The sequence below is a fragment of the Actinomyces sp. zg-332 genome, from assembly GCF_011751945.2.
Classification (GTDB): Bacteria; Actinomycetota; Actinomycetes; order Actinomycetales; family Actinomycetaceae; genus ZJ293.
Genome location: NZ_CP064951.1, coordinates 197,442 through 216,973 on the forward strand (window position 1 = coordinate 197,442; position 19,532 = coordinate 216,973).

Annotated in this window: 10 protein-coding genes and 1 rRNA gene; 9 read left to right on the forward strand and 2 right to left on the reverse strand. The window is 36.0% G+C overall.

Going from position 1 to position 19,532, the window contains the following annotated elements:
• Positions 1-21: 21 nt before the first annotated feature.
• The 9 genes from rrf to ispE all read left to right on the forward strand — a co-directional run bounded on the left by rrf (position 22) and on the right by ispE (position 16,161).
• Positions 22-138 (forward strand): 5S ribosomal RNA (gene rrf, locus HCQ94_RS00790).
• Between the two features lie 2,271 nt (positions 139-2,409).
• Positions 2,410-4,071 (forward strand): hypothetical protein, encoded by a 1,662-nt coding sequence (locus HCQ94_RS00795; protein ID WP_166982925.1) that lies wholly within the window; start codon positions 2,410-2,412, stop codon positions 4,069-4,071.
• Positions 4,072-5,583: 1,512 nt separating this feature from the next.
• The gene (locus HCQ94_RS00800) at positions 5,584-8,346 is read left to right on the forward strand and encodes an InlB B-repeat-containing protein (protein WP_166982923.1); all 2,763 of its coding nucleotides are present in this window, start codon (positions 5,584-5,586) and stop codon (positions 8,344-8,346) included.
• A 364-nt stretch (positions 8,347-8,710) separates the two neighbouring features.
• The gene (gene rsmI, locus HCQ94_RS00805; protein ID WP_166982921.1) at positions 8,711-9,583 is read left to right on the forward strand and encodes a 16S rRNA (cytidine(1402)-2'-O)-methyltransferase; all 873 of its coding nucleotides are present in this window, start codon (positions 8,711-8,713) and stop codon (positions 9,581-9,583) included.
• Positions 9,576-11,381, forward strand: coding sequence for a methionine--tRNA ligase (metG, locus tag HCQ94_RS00810; RefSeq protein ID WP_166982919.1), 1,806 nt, complete (start codon positions 9,576-9,578; stop codon positions 11,379-11,381). Before rsmI ends, metG begins: the two co-directional genes overlap by 8 nt.
• Positions 11,382-11,464: 83 nt before the next feature.
• Positions 11,465-12,403 carry a TatD family hydrolase gene (locus HCQ94_RS00815; RefSeq protein ID WP_166978913.1) on the forward strand — a complete coding sequence of 313 codons (939 nt, stop codon included), beginning with the start codon at positions 11,465-11,467 and terminating at the stop codon, positions 12,401-12,403.
• A gap of 251 nt (positions 12,404-12,654) precedes the next feature.
• A complete protein-coding gene (locus tag HCQ94_RS00820; protein WP_166982917.1) occupies positions 12,655-13,959 on the forward strand; it encodes a resuscitation-promoting factor in 1,305 nt (434 codons plus the stop codon).
• A 203-nt stretch (positions 13,960-14,162) separates the two neighbouring features.
• Positions 14,163-15,089 (forward strand): 16S rRNA (adenine(1518)-N(6)/adenine(1519)-N(6))-dimethyltransferase RsmA, encoded by a 927-nt coding sequence (gene rsmA, locus HCQ94_RS00825; protein ID WP_166982915.1) that lies wholly within the window; start codon positions 14,163-14,165, stop codon positions 15,087-15,089.
• A 16-nt stretch (positions 15,090-15,105) separates the two neighbouring features.
• Positions 15,106-16,161, forward strand: a complete 1,056-nt coding sequence (gene ispE, locus HCQ94_RS00830; RefSeq protein ID WP_166982913.1) for a 4-(cytidine 5'-diphospho)-2-C-methyl-D-erythritol kinase — start codon at positions 15,106-15,108, stop codon at positions 16,159-16,161.
• Positions 16,162-16,277: 116 nt separating this feature from the next.
• Here the strand turns inward: ispE and HCQ94_RS00835 are convergent, their stop codons facing one another.
• A complete protein-coding gene (locus HCQ94_RS00835) occupies positions 16,278-17,159 on the reverse strand; it encodes a helix-turn-helix transcriptional regulator (RefSeq protein WP_196373612.1) in 882 nt (293 codons plus the stop codon).
• Between the two features lie 306 nt (positions 17,160-17,465).
• Positions 17,466-19,061, reverse strand: a complete 1,596-nt coding sequence (locus HCQ94_RS00840) for a YfcC family protein (RefSeq protein ID WP_166978923.1) — start codon at positions 19,059-19,061, stop codon at positions 17,466-17,468.
• Positions 19,062-19,532: the final 471 nt, after the last annotated feature.

Here is a 19,532-nt window from a genome sequence, read left to right on the forward strand (position 1 = left end):
GGGTGTGGTTTGATAGGTTTTTGCGGTGGTCATAGCGTGGGAGTTACGCCCGGTACCATTCCGAACCCGGTAGCTAAGGCCTGCAGCGCTGATGGTACTGCACTCGTGGGGGTGTGGGAGAGTAAGTCACTGCCGCAATAAAAAACTGTTTGTTTTGTTTAGGGGTTAGGACAGGGAAACATGAGAAAGTGTTTCTTGTCCTAGCCCCTAAAGTATTTTAAACACAAAAAACATTCTTTGATTCTTGTTTCTCTTTTATACTACTACTATTGTTGTTGGTTAGTATTCCTTTTATTGCTTTCTCTTCTTATTTTTTTAAACACAAACATTTTTTGTTCAGGGGTATGCGTGTAGAGGGTATGAGTTCCCACGTATGAAACCCCTTGTGAAGGTAGGGGTAAGGAGTGGTGTAAAACCTGCGGATTAGTGTGCGGTTACATATAGGGTTTGTGTAAACCTTTCGGTGTGAGGGCCTACTCGTGATTGTGGGTATAGTATATTTTTATAAAAGAACATGTTTATTATGGAATGTGTTTTGGATGCTTTATAGGTGGGTTTATACGTACTTTTCCTATAATTTTCTTATTCGTTCTTATTTTTTGATACCACAAAAATTTTTTTTTCTTCCTATTCACCCACCCCTTTGTTTTTTTGTGTAATAGGTAAGTAGTAGCTATGTTATAAGAGAACATACTTACTGTAAGGAAGTGTTTAATAGTCTATTCTTTTTCGTTTATTTCCCACACCATTTTTTCTAACAAAAAAATCTAAGACCGGAGTACTATTACTAACAAAAACACAACACATACAAACAATGTCCTACATGCCTAAAAATTTACTCTTATTACTCTTCTTTTCTAGTTACTTACTGTTTCCCTATAAAACATAGTTTTATTACACATTATCAAAGTACTTCACAAAAAAAGGAATCAGAAGATGATACTTACTTGAATGTTCCCATACCGTAACTACCCCGTTGTAAAACATTTAAATATTAGGAGACAACAATAAAAAGCTTAATAAGTAAAATTCTGGAGGAGAAGTATGGAAATTTTTAAACTTTCGTTACTCCTAAATATTTTTAAAAGAGACAACTATAAACCATAGTTTTTACATGCATTCACTCTAACCAGCACCACTTCATATAGAACATAAGAATAAAAACAAAACTACGGGACAAAAAGAAGGAAAATGAAAACATACCATTCCATCCTTTGCTACATAATTTTTTGTTCAACCAACCCAAACACCACACAAAAATATACCCAAAACACAAAGCCTTCACACAATAGGACAACAACAAAAAGCTTACCGAGTAAAAAATAGAGCCATGGTTTATCTTACCCATTTTTCTTATTATCTCTTTCTCGCCCATCCTTAAGTAGCTAGTCTTTTTTGTCACTACTTTTCTATTCCACATAACTAACTAACTAACTAACTAACTAACGTATAAAAGAACGAGGAACACGGATTATAATTTTGCTCTAGTTTTAACTTTTGCTTTTAGACCACATACTTCACATATGGGCGAACAATTAGCCATACCGAAAGAAAATACCCTACGTAACCACTACACTAAAAGAATCATTACAACACTACAAACAATTCGCTATACATAAACATAAACACTCACCACACCCACAAATATTCATTACACTACAAAAAACTAAACTATACAGAGATGAAGAAATAATCGTATGCTTTTAAACCACACAAAAATCTATATAAATAGATAACAAAGACCAATTATTACCTTGCTAACTTTCATTCTACCAATATTTTTCCTCCCAAATGTCTGCCTCTTTATAAAATAAACAAGACACAACACGTAAAAACCACCACACACATAACTAGAAGAAAATCTGAAAGCATGATGTTATATTTTCTTCTCTCATATTTTAAAAACCACATATCTCCACTCCTAAAAGGGAGGGTATGAATGCCTATCCTAATACACAAAAACCCAAACAATAATCATAAACCAATACAAATACTTTTCTACAACAATCCGTAAAACGCCAAGATATCAATCCAAAAACATCGATATTAATAACATACGTACATTATCATAAAATTACCATACTGAGCTTTTCTGTATTCCTTCTCTGGTAAAACGGAATTAATTTTTTGCCTCAACACGAGTAATAATATACGTTATAAATGCTTTATTGTAAGACTAGTATCGAACCTCTTAAAAAATAAAACACATAAAATATAACGAAATAATTAAGAAAATGTAATTCATCAAAAATATTATTAAAAAAATTACTTATTGTTTTATATATGATAAAATTTTGTTACATATATTTAGACAGAAAACATAGATAATAAATCTTATTTATGTATAAGTCTGACATTGACTTTTAAGTGCTGTTATATGAATAGTCAGTGAACTCAATAAGGTTGAAAATGAAAAAAGGTTTTATAAGAAAAGCAGTATGTACTGTATCAGTTGCTACACTAGCTTGGGGTATTTCAACTCCTGCTTTTGCTGCTGATCCTGCACAGTCTAATCTACCTGCAGTAAATGCTCCAGCACCTTCATGGGCTGGTAATGTTCAATTTGTAAATCAGTTGAACTTAACAGATAAAACATACAGAACTTTTGATGTAACTACTACTAAGCCATTTGCTAATCCGACTGATCAACTTGGAAATGCAACTACCGAGCAAGGTCTTTACAGGAGCTTAGTAGCTAATTTTGTTTGCTGGTCAACTGAACCACAGGATGCAAGTGGTAGTATTCCATCTACTGCTAGAATTTTTAGAGCAAACGATTCCATAAAGACAGCTTTCCCTCAAGGTTTAAAGGGTGGGGAAAAACTTTACGCTGTTTACGTAAGTGTTGCTGATGCTACTCGCATTAATGAGTATTTTAATGGTGGTAACGACTCAGTTAATTTGGGTGGACCAGTTAACAAAGAAAACGTTGTTACTATCGATAAGAATGTAAATAGTGAAGACGTGCTTCCAAATACTGACAAAGTACGCGAATCAACTGGTGTGGAATCAGATGAGATTGCTACTAATCGTGAACTACGTACGATCATTGATAAGTATGTAGCTAAGAACGATGTTGATACAATTAACGAAGTTGTTATGAAAGCAAACTTCGATATGGAAAAGCGTATTGCCTTACTAGTATACGATAACCCAGTGTTTGGTTACGAAGGTAAGCGCGTTCTTACAGAAAATTACTCTACTTTGACAAACTGGAACTTCAATAAGGGTAGAGAAGCTGGTTATACATATGTTGACCTAGTTGTTACTGTAGACAAGCAAATTGAAACTCCAAAGATGCCATACCTAAGATTTAGCGGTCATTCATGGCGTCCACTATATGTTTTGAGTCCAGATCGTAGTGAAGCTTTGGAAATTTTCAACCCAACCACTGGTGATAGCTTAGGTAATACAAAGGATTCTTTCAAGACTTTGGTCAATAACACATCAGAAAACGTTGAATTCAAAGTTGCTAATCCAAAGCAGTACAATACATTAATTATCAGAACTATTCTACGCGATGGTCAAGAACGCATCGGAAACGTAGTTGCTGATGATTCATCAAGCATTGCTGAAAAGATTGTAAGCAAGATGGAATTAGTTGCTTTGGATTCTAAAGAGTTGATGGGCAAGTATGGTCTGTCTAAAGAAGAAGCTTACAAGCATGTTTACAAGATTACTGATGCCGAAGCTAAAAAATTAGCAAAAACACAAGGTGAAGAAACAGTCAAGATTGCAGGTTTTATTGAAGGTGTTGCTCGTAGCTCAGTAGGAACAATAAGTGGTTTAGGTAATACAGAAAGCTTTACAGAAATTAAGCCTGTGCCATCAAATGTTCTTCGTTTGGGATATGTAATGGATGAACCAGAAGCTCCAAAGCCAGAAGAACCAAAGAAAGAAGCTCCAAAGCCTCAACAAAAGCCAGAAGAACTAAAGAAAGCTAAGCCAGTCTTGGTAAAGAAGGAACTAGCTAAAACAGGTGTTGCTGGTTTTGACGCAACTGTAGTTGCTATTGCTGCTCTAGCTGGACTTGGTCTTGTAGGCGTAGGTCTACGTAAAAAGCAGAAGTAATTAGCGAATTAGTTTTGTGAAATAAATCTAAACTAAAATTGAATTTTGGTCTCACGGATGTATATTCCTGTGGGACCAAAATTATTTACATACTTCTAGTAAGGTGATGTTCTTAACTTAGAATTTGTGCTGATGAAATAATTTTTGTGATGTTCATAGTGGAAAAATATCTTTGGTGTTGTTTCCATTTCAAACCTAGTAACTAATGTCTGCAACTTTGTTTTTGAAAATATTACTCTATTTGTGTTTTTGTTTTTTAAAACTTTTCAATAAGAGTAATCGTAAACCTTTTACAGTACTATGAAAATAAATACACAATACAGTTATTTCTGCGTATAAAATCATATTCTACTACCTATGAGCTCTATGAGAAATTACTGCTTGTATAGTTGCCTTTTATGTATTACTCTTTGATATTTCGTTTCGGAGACTTGAGCTATAATACCCTTTTAAAGAAATTCCGTTTTTCACATATTTGGTAGACAAGGGTGGTTTAGGTGTAGGCTTATTCTCTTATATATAGATTTGTGCTCTTTTGTTTATATTACGAATAAAAAGTTGAGTAAAGGATTGCCTTTAAAGTATTTCTACTTTTATGATTTCAAGACTTTTCTCAGGGTTTGGTAGCTCTTATTTTGACGGATATTATAGTTATTCTTGTGAATCTTATTTGTGATACAACTTTGCTTAATATAAGTAATATTTGCGCCTTCTTTAAAGTATTTTTCTCATTCAAGGATTCTATTCGGATTATTTTCTTGGTAGTGCTTTTAACCGTCTAGCTTGCTCTCTACCCTATGAGCTTGTGGCTTATGCCCGTTTCATAAGAATTTTAGTAATACTGTTGTTAAGTAAATATCTTGGTATTCAGTTTTGTTATAGTTTTGATTTTAAAAATTCTTCATTTTATGAGATATGTTGAATACGTAAATCTTGAATATGTCTATACTTCTCTATAATCAAGTTATATAAATTGTATTTACTCCTTATTTGATATACTTTTCATTGAAGTTGAATATTTCCTCAAATTTTTCTCATATAAAGTTTTATACAGCTTAACAATCTGTCTTACTGGTTTATTTGTGGAATTTTTAAGAACTTGCTTTATTTGTTTTCAGTAAATTTTCCCCTTTGTCCAATTTGATGTTTTACGTAATTTATTTTGCACTAGTTTTGTTTATGTTGTATTTGTTATATTGCTTTTTTGAATTGGTTGCATAGGAAAATCTTACAGAAAACCACAGTAAAGAATGGAAATAATTCTAATATTGCAGAGTTCGTTTTAATGCTATAAAGTAAATTTTGGATTATTTGTTGAATGGATAAATTAAAAATATTGATGTTATTTTTGTTAATAATAAAAATATGTGTGGTGTAATAAAAGTATATTAAATATAATAGTAACGATTGTGAATTTGAGGGGTGTTTACAAAAAGTTTGTAAAATTCCTTTATGAACCAACCACTAGTTATTTGAATACTACGTTAATACCTTATGGTAGGTAGGGAATTTATGAAGAAAAATAGAATATTAGTGGCACTTTTAGTTATTTTTGCTTTTCTTGTGCCATCTGTACCAGCTTATGCTAGCTCGGGTAAATTAATAGTTACTGTTAATGGTTTACCATTTATTGGTAGTTTTAATATGGATATCCCGTATAGTTTTTTCATTAATGAGCACAAAACCGCTGAAGAAACTTTGCCAGGTCAGCCAGTAAAACAGAACAGTAATTTTAATAATCTAGATGCTACTAGGCATGCTGTTGTAAATGCACCAGCTGAAGGTGGAAAGTTTGATTTTGATGCTACTTTCTATATGAAACAAAGCACAGATTTTCCATTTCGTGGATTTCTTGTTCAGTATGTACAGAAGCATTTGTTTGATGCATTAGTTAAACCATCAAATGAACAAATTGCTGCAATGCCTAAAACTAAAGAAGCCGGTGTAGCCTCCTATGTTGATTTGAAGGCTATAATTGACGACAGAATTACAGCAGCTGAAAATATATCTGCTTATTTTAAGTCTTACTCTTGGAGACCTGTATACGTATTTGATGAAAATTACAATTTATTAGCAGATGTTCACGATTCTTATAATGTCGATGATGAGATTAAAAATATAACTTTCCCGTCAAACGGAAAGCATACTTATATTATTAGAACAGTTCCTGTTGCTGGAAAAGATTTCACAAAAGAACAACTAGATGCTCCTATGACTCTTGGCTTTAATCCTGATGGTAATAATAACTTTACTATTTCACGTGAAGTAGCTAATCAGCTAGCTGAAGCACGTAGAGGCATGACTGAAGCAGATATTGCTGAAGAAAAACGAATTTTAGCTAAGAAAGATAAGCTTACAGACGATGAAATTGCTACTTTAAAGCGTTTCAACTTGTATACTCATGGTAATATTTCGGGTCAAGTTACTGGTACTGTTACAGCTACAGCATTGGGCAAAACGCTAACACGTTCAGCATCCGCAGTTGTTGACGATAAGGTTGTTCCAGCAGGTATTGCTGTCACATACGAAAATCCAAAGCTAACATTTGTTCGTAACTATGATGCTAACGATGAAACAAAAGTTGGTAACCCAGTATATGTAGAGTACAACAAGACAGCCGAGGGTGATGTTTTGCCAGATAGCGTACCAGCTGATCCTACTCGTGATGGTTACAAGTTTATTGGGTGGGCAACTACACGCGATGCAACTGCTGCAGACTTTGATGCTAATGCACCTGTTACTGAAGATAAGACTTACTATGCGATTTGGAAAGAACAAGTTAAGGTTACTTTTGATAGTGCTGAGGGTACTGCTGTAGATTCTCAGACTTTCGATAAGGGTGGTAAGGCTACTCTTCCAGATCCTGCTCCAACTCGTGATGGTTATAAGTTTGTTGGTTGGCAAAAAGATGGTGTCGATTACAACTTTGACGATGCTGTTGAAAATGATATTACTTTGAAAGCTGTTTGGAAAGAGCAAGTTACTGTTACTTTCGACAGCGCTGGTGGTTCTAATGTCCCGCCTGTAACTGTGGATAAAGATAGTACAGTTTCTGCTCCAAGTCCTGCTCCTACTCGTGATGGACATCGATTTGTTGCTTGGCAGAAAGATGGTACTGATTACGATTTTAGTGCCGCAGTTACTGGAAATATAACTTTGATAGCTAAGTGGGAGAGAGAACAAGTTACTGTTACTTTCGATAGTAATGGTGGTTCTGCAGTACCTACAGAAACTGTTGGCAAAGGTGATGTTGTAGCTGCTCCAACGGCTCCAACTCGTGCAGACTATGAGTTTGCTGGTTGGGAAAAAGACGGTGTTACCTATGACTTCAATAGCCCTGTTAACGAAAACATCACTTTGAAAGCTAAGTGGGTTAAGGAAAAAGTTACCGTAACTTACGATAGCAATGGTGGTTCCGATGTTCCTGCTTCTACTCTTGAAAAGGGTGAGAAAGTTACTGCTCCAACCGCTCCTACTCGTGATGGACATCGATTTGTTGCTTGGCAAAAAGATGGTGTTGATTACAACTTTGAAGATGCAGTTACTGAAAATATCACTTTGAAAGCTGTTTGGAAAGAACAAGTTACTGTTACATATGACAGTGCTGGTGGTTCTAATGTAGATGCACAAACTTTTGATAAGGGTGGTAAGGCTACTCTTCCAGATCCTGCTCCTACTCGTGATGGTTACAAGTTTGCTGGTTGGGAAAAAGACGGTGCTACCTATGACTTTGACACTCTTGTCAATGAGAATATTACTCTAACTGCTAAGTGGGAGAAGGTTGAAGATAAGCCACTTCCTCCAGTGGTAGAAAAAGTTAAGGTTACTTTTGATAGTGCTGGTGGTTCTGCTGTAGCTGAGCAAACTTTTGATAAGGGTGGTAAGGCTACTCTTCCAGATCCTGCTCCTACTCGTGATGGTCATAAGTTTGTTGGTTGGCAAAAAGATGGTGCTGATTACAACTTTGATAACGTGGTAAATGAGAACATTACTTTAACTGCTAAGTGGGAGAAGGTTGAAGATAAGCCACTTCCACCAGCTGATAAAGACGATAATGCTCCTAAACCAAAACCAGATACGACTCCAAAGCCTCAGCCAAAGCCTGAACTTACTCCAAATACAACTGTAACTCCTGAAAAGTCAGGAAAAGTTATGTTGGTAAAGAAAGCAACTTTGCCTGAAACTGGTGTAAATGGTTTAGTTGGAACACTTATTTTGATCGGTATCCTAGGTGCCGTTGGTCTTATCGCTTTGATAATCCGTAAAAAGAAATAAGGTAATTTTACACACTAAGTAAATAGCCGATATGGTGGGGATATAGAATTTATATCCCCACTATTCATTTAAGTAGTATTTTCATTAAAAGTATATTTAGGAAAATAAATTTCTATAGTTACATGATTAAAACGAAAGCTTACACAGATATAGTTATAAAGCAAAAAACAAGAGTAATACGAAATTCAAAAGGGTATACAAAATAATTTACTTAATAACTTAGTTACTATTAAAACTTAAACAAAATAAAGTATTTTAACCCTAATGTTCTATTTGCTGTATATATTTTCATAAAATTATCCATTACTAAATATAATATTGAAAAAGTTTTTATAAGGTTTTTAGAAAATGTTATTATCTAATTATGGAAAAGTATATTTGGCCAGAAAATTCTCCTATCATTCTAGCGGCAACTCCTATCGGGAACGTGCAAGATGCTTCAACACGTCTAATAGGAGCTTTAGAACAAGCAGATATAATAGCTGCTGAGGACACTAGAAAAACCTTGAATTTAGCTAAACGTCTAAATATAAAACTGAAAGCCAAACTTATTAGTTGCCATGAACATAACGAAAAAGATCGTGTTGAAAGAATAGTAGATCAAGCTATTAATGGGAGAAAAGTTTTACTAGTTACAGATGCAGGAATGCCTACTGTATCAGACCCCGGGCTTACAGTCGCCAGATATGCAATAGAAAAAAATGTAAAATACACAGTTATTCCAGGCCCTAGCGCCCCACTTACAGCACTAGCTTTAAGTGGTATATCCACTGATAAATTCACCTTTGAAGGATTTCTTCCACGTAAAGAAAATGACTTAGAGAAAACCTTACTTGAATTGGAATTTGAAAAACGCACTATGATATTTTTTGAATCTCCTAGAAGATGTAAAGATACCATTGTGAAAATGATGGAAATATTTGGTGAAAATCGGAAAATCGCAATTTGTAGGGAACTGACTAAAATTCATGAAGAAACAATTAGGGGAACAATAAAAGAAATTCTAGAAAACCCTTTAGAAGACATACTTGGTGAAGTTACAATAGTGTTAGCAGGTGCTGATAAGAAAAAATTAGATCCCAAACGATACGTAGATCAAGTTCTTGAACTAGTTTCTCAAGGCTCTAAAATGAAAGAAGCAGTAAACATAGTTTCTAAAGCTACAGGTGTGAGTAAGAATGAACTCTACAATGTTGCTTTGAATATAAAAACAAAGAAAGATAGTGATAATGACTAATATCCTTGCCGCAGTAGCATGGCCGTATGCTAATGGCCCACGCCACATTGGACACGTCGCAGGCTTTGGTGTTCCATCAGATATATTCGCAAGATATATGCGTATGGCTGGTAATGACGTGTTGATGGTTAGTGGAACTGACGAGCATGGCACACCAATTTTGGTTGCTGCTGATAAAGAGGGTATTACTGCTCAACAGCTAGCTGATAAGAATAACGAAATTATTGTTCAAGACTTATTGGGGTTAGGCTTATCTTATGACCTATTTACCCGTACTACAACCACTAATCACTACAAGACTGTTCAAAAAATGTTTGAAACAGTACGTGATAACGGTTACATGGTTGAAAAAGTGATTGGTGCTGCAATTTCACCATCAACTGGACGTACTTTACCTGACCGTTATATTGAAGGAACTTGTCCTTTATGTGGATATAAGGAAGCTCGTGGTGATCAGTGTGACGAATGCGGTAAACAGCTTGATCCTGAAGATTTGATTAATCCTAAGTCAAAAATTAATGGTGAGACACCTAAATTTATTGAAACTACACATTATTTCTTAGATTTGCCTGCATTGGCTGACTCTTTAGGCAAATGGCTGGATGAGAGGGAAAAGTCTGGTAAGTGGCGCCCAAATGTTATCAAGTTTTCTCAAAATATTTTGGATGAGATTAAACCACGTGCTATGACTCGTGATATCGACTGGGGAATTCCGATTCCTGGTTGGGAGGATCAGCCTAATAAACGTTTATATGTTTGGTTTGATGCTGTTATTGGTTATCTTTCTGCTTCCATTGAGTGGGCTAAACGCATTGGTAAACCTGAAAAATGGCGTGACTGGTGGAATAATCCTGAGGCTCTTTCTTATTATTTCATGGGTAAGGATAATATTGTTTTCCATTCACAGATTTGGCCAGCTGAACTACTAGGATATAACGGTAAAGGAAACAAGGCTGGTGAATATGGTTCTTTGGGAGAATTGAATTTACCAACAGAAGTTGTTGCTAGTGAGTTTTTGACAATGGAAGGTAAGCAGTTCTCTTCATCTCGTGGCGTAGTTATTTATGTAAAAGACGTTTTGTCTCGTTACCAGCCGGATGCTTTGCGATATTTCATCAGTGCTGCTGGTCCAGAAAATCAGGACTCGGATTTTACTTGGAAAGAGTTTGTACGTCGTAATAATGATGAGTTGGTGTCTGGTTGGGGTAACCTTGTAAACCGCACTATTTCTATGATTGCGAAAAATTTTGGCGAGATTCCTGAGTGCGTAGAACTTGAGGAAATTGATAAGAAACTTCTGGGCTCAATCCAAGATGGTTTTTCCGAAGTTGGGAATCTTATTTCTACACATAAGCAAAAAGCAGCTTTGGCTCATATTATGAAACTTGTGGGGGATACAAATAAGTATGTTGCTGAAACTGAACCTTTCAAGATGAAAGATGAGAGCTTGAGGCCTCGTCTAAGCACAGTTTTGCACGTATTGGCTCAAGCTGTTAGTGATTTAAACCTTATGATTAGCCCATTTTTACCTCATTCTTCAAATAAAATTGCTGCTTTGTTGGGACAAGATGATATTGCTCCTATGCCTGAAGTAAAGTATGTTGAAGATTTGGTTGAAGAGGGCGATATTCCTCAGATAGGTACTTATCCTATTATTACTGGTGACTATTCTAAGACACCTAAATGGGAATCTACTCCAGTTACAGTGGGGGTTGCTATTGCTAAGCCTAAGCCAGTATTTACAAAGCTTGAGGATAGTGTAATAGTGGAAGAACTTGAAAGAATGAACGCTAGTTAATGTAATGTATAACTAATAGTTATTTGTGGGGATGTTTTTTCATCCTCACATTTCTTTATTGCGTTGTGAGATTGGAGTTATACATGGGGAAGAAAAAAGTCAGACAGTGGCCACCTAACGGTAAGAAGTTACCTGTCTATGTGATAGATAATCATACTCATTTACCCTTACGTGAAGAAGATCTTATTGAAAAGGACGGTATTAAGCTGACCTGTGAAGATCAGATTGATTTAGCTTATAAAGCTGGTGTGAAGCAGCTCATAACTTCTGGTTGTGAGTATTTGGATTTAGAATTGACTTTAGATTTGGCTCTGAAGTATGAGAATGTTTATGCTGCTCTTGCTATTCATCCAAATGAAGCTCCTTTACATTCACAGATTTTTGAGGTAGCTCCTGATGGTTTAGAGCCTAAACGTTCAGAGCATTACTTTGATATTAGTTATGAAGATGCTTTTGATAAAGTGGCTACTTTGTGTAAGAATGATGCTGTTTTGGCTGTTGGTGAAACAGGACTGGATTACTTCAGAACAGGGCATCTTGGGATAGAAAAACAGAAAGAAGCTTTTAGGGATCATATTGCTTTGGCTAAGGAACTAGATAAGCCGTTGCAGATACACGATAGGCAAGCTCATGCTGATGTTGTAGAGATTTTACTTAAGGATAAGGCTCCTGAGCGTACTGTTTTTCATTGCTTCTCAGGTGGGAGGACTCTAGCGCAGTATTGTGCTGAGAATAGGTGGATGGCATCTTTTGCTGGACCTATAACGTACAAGGCTAATGAAGATTTGCGTAAAGCATTTTTAGAGTTACCTAGGGAATTAGTGTTAGTTGAAACAGATGCTCCTTATTTGACTCCTGAACCTTATAGGGGATGTCCTAATTCTTCGTACGTGATGGTTGAAACTGTTGAGGCAATGTCGCGTATGTGGAATGAAGAGATTTTTACTACGAGTTTAGTTTTGCAGGCTAATACTCAGAGGATTTATGAGCTACCTATTTTGGAAAATGAGTTCGAAATATAAGAATTTATGGGGAAACTATATACGTTTTGTTGAACGAATGAAAACGTTAAATTAACTTCATAAATTATTAATTTTATTTTTTGTTACTCTTTAAATCAATTATTAAAATGCGTGTTTCTAATGCTTAATTTTGTATTTTTTGGTTATAAAACGTATTTTTGTTATAATTTCATATATTACACAAGTAGTGAAAATAAGTAGTGTGTTTACTTTAATGTAAACGGTAATTGTTGTCTAACAAAGAACGGTTTATGAGTAACGAAAATAATACTGTTTCAAAGACTAGATATCCTAGTCGTAGAGACATACGTAAACATGATAAGAAAAGACGTTTACATAAAGTCTTTAAGGCTTCATGTATTAGTATTTTGACAACGTCTGTTTTGGTTTTGGGTATTGGGACTTCATTAGCTTATCCTCATAAAACTGTGAGAGTAACTATTGATGGTAAAACTCAAACTGTTTCTACATGGGCTGAAAAAGTTTCGGATGTTTTACGCGAAAAAGGTGTGTTTGTTAAAAAGCAAGATGACGTTTCGCCTAACGCAAATGCTTATCTTCAAACTGGAGATAAGGTCGTTGTTAATGAGGCTAAAAAAGTTAGCGTTAACGTAAATGGCACCAATAAGGAAGCATGGACTACTGCATCTTATTCGGATGAAATTGTGGATGAATTTTCTGACTCTGATGTGAAAGTTACTGTTTCTGCTAGATCATCTAATGTTAATGGTTCAAGTAATAGCGGTTTAGTTTCTAAAAAATCAAAGATTAAAGTTATTCATGACGGTAAAGATGAGTATGTTGATGTTAAACCATCTGAGAATGCTGAAACTGTTTTGAAAAAAATAGGAGTTGAGGTTTCGCCGATAGATAAAGTTCTAGTTGGCAAAGATAAAACTGAAACTAGTTTGATTGTGCAACGAGTTGAACGTGGCTATGAATCTAAAACGGAGCCTATAAAGTTTGAAACTAAGATTGAAAAGGATCCTCAGTTAGAAGCTGGTGAACAAAAGAAAGCTCAAGAAGGTAAAGATGGAGAGAAAGAAGTTTCATCTTACTTTGAAAAGGTTGATGGTAAAGTTGTTCATCAAGGAAAAGTAACTGAAGATGTTAAATCTGAGCCTGTGGAAGAAGTTATAAAATTAGGAGTGAAGGGCATAGACGCCTCTAAACTTCCTGACGACCCTAAGAAATTGTTGGATTTGGTGCGTACAGGTGGCGTGAATGTGCCTAATGTTAACACTAATTATTCTGGCGAAGATCCTAGGGCTTTAGCTTTGCCTTTGGTTGTTGGCAGAGGCTGGTCAGATAGCGAATATCGTTGTTTGATAGCTTTGTGGGAGAAGGAATCTCATTGGAATCCTAATGCTTATAATGCTTCATCGGGGGCTACTGGTATACCACAAGCTTTGCCTGGTAATAAGATGGCTTCAGCAGGTCCTGACTGGCGTACAAATCCTGTTACACAGATTCGTTGGGGATTAGGATACATTTCCGGTAGGTATGGTACTCCTTGTAAAGCATGGGGACATAGTCAAGCTGTCGGTTGGTATTAATCTTATTTGGAGGGGCAATATGCCCCTCTATTTGTTTAACGTAATATTTTAGTGCTGAATTTTTATATTTTGTTTTAGGTTATGTTTTAAATAAATGTTTATTATTGGTATTTACATGTTGGAGTAATTAATATAGTTTTTGTTTTATAATAAAGTTTGGAATGTTTTTGTAGTCTATTAGTAGGGAACTGGGTATATAACGAATGACCGTAAAGTTTTTATCTTCTTCAAGTGTGCGCGAGCTATGTGCTTTGCTACAAATTAGACCTACTAAGACTCTGGGACAGAATTTTGTTACTGATCAATCTACTGTTAAAAAAATTGTGTCTAAGATTGGTGATATTGATGGCAAGCATGTTATAGAGGTAGGTCCAGGGTTAGGTTCACTTACTTTGGCTATTTTGGAACAGAATGCTTGTGTGACTGCTATAGAGATTGATCCTACTTTAGCTGAGGCTTTACCTGCGACGATTGTAGCTCATGCTGAGGCTGTTGCTGGTAATTTGCGTATTTTGAATGAGGACGCTTTAAAAGTAAATGGCTTAGAAGATTTATCTAAAGCTCTTCCTGTTACTGAGTCTAGTTGCAATTTTGAGGGTTTTGGCAAAGATCCTGAGTTTTTGATAGCTAATTTGCCTTATAATGTTTCTGTTCCGATTATTTTGAATATTTTGGATAAATTTCCTTCAATACATACTATTTTGGTTATGGTGCAACTTGAGGTTGCGCAACGTTTGACTGCAACTGTTGGGAATAAAATATACGGTGTGCCGAGTTTGAAACTTGCTTGGTATGGGGATGCCAGAATGGTTGGTAAGATTGGTACTAATGTTTTTTGGCCTGTTCCTAATGTTGAATCTGCTTTAGTTCTTTTTGAGAGAAATGTTTCTGAATTTGTTAAAGATAATGAGTCTTTGAGAGATGTTGTGTTTAGGATTGTTGATAGTGCGTTTGGACAAAGACGTAAGACTTTAAGGCAGTCTTTGAAAGCTTTGTGTGAAGGCGTGTGTGAAACTGATGATTTGTTAGCTGGGGCTAATGTGAGTTCGTCTTTGCGTGCAGAGAATTTAGTTATTGATGATTATATAAGTATTGCTAAAGAATATATTAGTTTGCAAAGCGATAGTTAGTTTTGAGAGTGTGCTTATGGATATTGCCCCTATAGACGAGTTTTCTTCGGCTCAGATATCTCTTAGAGTTTTTGGGAAGATTAATTTGTTCTTGCAAGTTGATGGGGTGGAAAGTAACGGTTATCATAAGCTACTTACAGTTTTTCAGCCTGTTGATTTATACGATGATGTGCATTTGTCTTTGAGGAGTTCAGGGGATTGTCACTTAGTTCGTTATGCCGGTAGGGTTTGCGGTACTAATATTTTTGGAGATAAGGATTTATGCATTAGGGCTTTAAATATTTTTCTTGATAAGTATAGGGCTGAAGTTGATAGCAACTGCTCTGATTATTTTGATATTTTTGTAAATAAGATGATTCCTGTGCAGGGGGGCATGGCTGGTGGATCAGTTGATGCTGCTGGTGTGTTACGTTTGCTGAACGAGTATTATGGCTTTCCTTTCAATACTGTTACTTTGGAGGAGCTGGCTGCTCGTTTAGGGGCAGATGTGCCTTTTGGTGTGCGTAATGTTTTGAGTGTGGGTAATAGGTATGGTGATGTTATTGAGCCTTTAGAATTACCTAGTTGTTCTGATAGTAACGGTATTTTTCCTGTAGAAGAGTATTGTTGGTTGCTTATTTTGAATAAAGTAGGTTTGTCTACTCCTGATGTTTTTGCTGAGTTGGATAGACTTTACGCTTTGAATGATGGTGTTGAAAAAGGTGTATCTGGTGGAGACTGTGCTTCTTTTTGTGCTGATGGTTTAGGTGGCGTTTCTGATAAGAAGAAAGATATAGTATGTCTGAAGCAAGATATTGTATTTGCATATCGTGATTCTTATAGTTTGGCTAAGGAAATACGTAACGATTTAGAAATAGCGGCTTTGTCTTTGTACCCAAAGCTTAGCCATATTTTAGTAGAGGGTATACGTGGGGGAGCTCTAAGAGGATTTATATCGGGTTCAGGGCCAACTTGTGTGTTGTTGTGTGAGAGTGAATCTAAAGCTGAGCAAATTAGGCAGTATTTAGCTAATATTGATTACTTAAGCGATGTTATTGATGAGATGTTAGTGGTTTCTAACGTGAGTTTGTAAGTGCAGTATTGCTGTATTGTTTGTCTGTGTTTGTACTTTTGTTTGAGTTTATGTTGTGAAGTGAAGATAGTTTTATTTATCTGAGTTTTTGTATCCGTTATTTTAGTTTGGTGAGTTTATACGCTGTGCCAGAAATCTGCTATTAGTTCGTTTCTGTTTTGCATGTTTGTTTTCTTGAATATATTGCGTACGTGAACTTTGACGGTGGCTTGGTTTATAAATAGTATGTTAGCTATCTGTTGATTCCCTGCACCTTCAATTATGAGTATCAGTACTTCTTTTTCTCTTGGTGATAGTGAGTGTTTTTGTGCGTAAAAGTTTGCTTCTTCTTTTATGAATACTAGTTGTGATTCTGATAAGTGTTGTGGTGATGAGTCAAAGTGTACTCGAAGTAGGCCTACACCACGTGTTGCTAAGTAGAAAGCTATGAATAGGAAGAAAGCGTTTTCTATGAAGTTTCTTTCTGGGAGTATATATACACCATCTGCTATTCTGACGACTCCGTGAGCGATTAATATATTGTGTATATTCCATAGGAGCTGTCCTAGGGTTAGGAATATCATCCCTACGTATAGAATGTAATGTTTATTTAGTAGTAGTCTTTGAATTTTATCTGTCTTAAAGGCATAGAATACTGCTATGAATACTATAAGTAGGGCAAAATGTAGTGTTCTCATTGTAAAGAACCAGAATTCGCGTGTTGCGTTGTCTTTCATAAAGAAGAATACGAAGGCGCTACTTGATGCATATGTTGTAGCAGCTAGAAGAGCCCAATATTTAGATGTGTTTACAAATTCTGTGAAGAGTAACCATAGTCCGCCTATGAGTAGCATTCCGTAGAATACAGATTCGGCTGGGTTAGTTATTGTGAAGAATGTTTCTTCGGATAGGATGATTTCAGAATAGCTTTGAATGGAAGTTCTAAATATTAAAGCCACATCGAAGAAGTAAGCTATGCATATTCCGAAACCTATGAGAAAGGTGCGTTTGTGTGACACTATGTAGGTTGATAGAAGTATTGAACCTGATATCATTACTATCAATAGTACGTTTAGTGTGTAATAGAAGAGGGCATTGCTCACTTTTTACTCCTATTGGTATGTTTAATATTTTTGTAAAAAGTCTAAAAAATCTACTATTATTGTCAAAAAATCTGTTCTGAATATGAAAACTAACCAGAAGAGTGTAACATGAGTTGGTAAGAAGATGAAATAAATGTTATGAGATTGTTTCCAATTCGTATAATGGTGCGAATATTTGTATGGACAGGTTCAAGTGTAAGCCTGTCCATACATTTTTAATTTTTACTGCCCGTAGATTAGGGTTTGTGTTACGAGCATACCGCCACCGAATACTAGTACGAATGCAACCATTGGCCATACGAATCTGAACCAGTGTGAGTACTTCATATCTAGCATTTGTAGGGTTGCCATAACTAAACCTGTAGGAGCTAGGAATAGCATAGCGTATTGACCCCATTGATATGCGCAGACGATAATCCAACGTGGGATACCGACTGTGTCAGCTAGAGGTGCCATAATTGGCATTGATAGTACTGCTAGACCTGATGATGATGGTACCACGAAGCCTAGTACGAAGAAAATTAGTAGCATTACGATGATGAATACTGGGCCGTTCATTCCTTGAGCAACGTTTACAGCTGCATGTAGCATTGTGTCAGAAATTAAACCTTCGTTTAACACTAGGTTAATACCGCGGGCTAAACCGATGATTAAGGAAACTGCTACTAATGATGATGCACCTTCTGAGAAAGCATCTACTAGTTGTTTTTCGTTTAGACGATCTTTACCTGTTGCTGCTAGTACCATTACTATCATTGTGATTGTTAGGAATGATGAAGCCATTGTTGGGAAGTACCAACCTTTTGCCATAACTCCCCAAACCATGATTGGGAATGCTATGAAGAATAGTAGTAGGATGACTTTTCTTCTCCAGTCAAATGCTGGGATTGAGTCTGTATTTGACATTCCCCAACGTTCAGCAAATTTTTTGTGGTCTTCGTATGTGTATGAAGCTGTTGGGTCTTTCTTGATTTTCTTTGCATACCAGTATAGGTATCCGATTACTACGATTGCGCCAACTACGCAACCAAATGTACGCCACCATAGACCTTCTGTGAATGAAACACCGGCTGCGTTTGATGCTATAACGGCTGAGAATGGGTTGATTGTTGAGAACGTTGTACCCATAGATCCTGCTAAGAATATAGCACCTACGGATATGATTGCGTCATAGCCTAATGCTATAAATATTGGACACATAATTGGGTAGAATGCGACGGCTTCTTCTTCTAGACCGCATAGTGTACCACCGACAACCATGAAGATACTCATGGCGAATACTAGGATGAATTCGTTACCTTTTGTTTTCTTTGTTAGCTGGATTAGACCTGAGTCGAAAGCTCCTGATGCACGTACAACACCAATTAGTCCTCCGAGAACGAAGATGAATACCATGATGTCAATTGATTCCATAGTACCGTTTACCATGGCAATTGGGACTTTTGAAATACTTGCTGGGTTTGACGGTAGTTCTTTGTAAGTATCTGGAATAGAAATTGGTTTTTTAATGTCACCTGAAGTGAATTTTTCTGCAGGGATTTTTACGCCTAGTTTATCTAGTTCTGCTTGTGTTGCTTTTACTGTTTCAACTTTTCCTGATGGTTCGGTGATAACGAATGCAGACTGTTCTGCATCATATGCTAATTTTGAATATTGTCCGGCTGGTACAAACCAAGTAGCTATAACTGCGATAAATGTTAACACAAATAAGATTGTGAATGCAGTAGGTACGTAAAGACCGCGTTTCTTTTTCTTCTTTCCTGTTTCTTGTAGTTCTGGTGGTGGGGAGCTTACAGGAGTGTTTGTAGATGTGTTCACAGTCTTAGTCCTTTCTTGACATGATCTATGGTTAATAGTTTTTGTTTATTTGGTGAGAGTTTTGAGTATTTGCTTGTGACGTCGTAGCTTTGTTTATGCTAAAAACGTAGTCTCAAAACCATTCAGCTTCATAGATGATTGGTTTGGTTTCTCTCATCCGACAATAAACAAATTAACACCTCTGTTATTTTTGTTTATTTAGATTAGCTTTTAGCTTTTTGATCGTTAGCTGAAAGGAAAGACACGCTCTGGGAGAGTAAGGAGTGAGAATAAAAGAGCTTGAGGTATCTGTTTCGATGCAGTTGACCAAAAAGCCATGTTGAAAGTCTATATAGGTGAGGTATAGCAGTACAACATATATGGACTAGTTCTTAAGTATGATTGTAGGCTTATTGTTTTTTGTACAGAAAATATACTTGTTTAAACTTTGAAATTTTCTGATTAATACTGTTTTAAACTATGTTTATTTTT

What these genes read in the sequence shown, in the direction of transcription:
- HCQ94_RS00795 (WP_166982925.1), top strand. Translation starts at nt 2,410, where the DNA reads ATGAAAAAAGGTTTTATAAGAAAAGCAGTATGTACTGTATCAGTTGCT.
- HCQ94_RS00800 (WP_166982923.1), top strand. Translation starts at nt 5,584, where the DNA reads ATGAAGAAAAATAGAATATTAGTGGCACTTTTAGTTATTTTTGCTTTT.
- rsmI (WP_166982921.1), top strand. Translation starts at nt 8,711, where the DNA reads ATGGAAAAGTATATTTGGCCAGAAAATTCTCCTATCATTCTAGCGGCA.
- metG (WP_166982919.1), top strand. Translation starts at nt 9,576, where the DNA reads ATGACTAATATCCTTGCCGCAGTAGCATGGCCGTATGCTAATGGCCCA.
- HCQ94_RS00815 (WP_166978913.1), top strand. Translation starts at nt 11,465, where the DNA reads ATGGGGAAGAAAAAAGTCAGACAGTGGCCACCTAACGGTAAGAAGTTA.
- HCQ94_RS00820 (WP_166982917.1), top strand. Translation starts at nt 12,655, where the DNA reads ATGAGTAACGAAAATAATACTGTTTCAAAGACTAGATATCCTAGTCGT.
- rsmA (WP_166982915.1), top strand. Translation starts at nt 14,163, where the DNA reads ATGACCGTAAAGTTTTTATCTTCTTCAAGTGTGCGCGAGCTATGTGCT.
- ispE (WP_166982913.1), top strand. Translation starts at nt 15,106, where the DNA reads ATGGATATTGCCCCTATAGACGAGTTTTCTTCGGCTCAGATATCTCTT.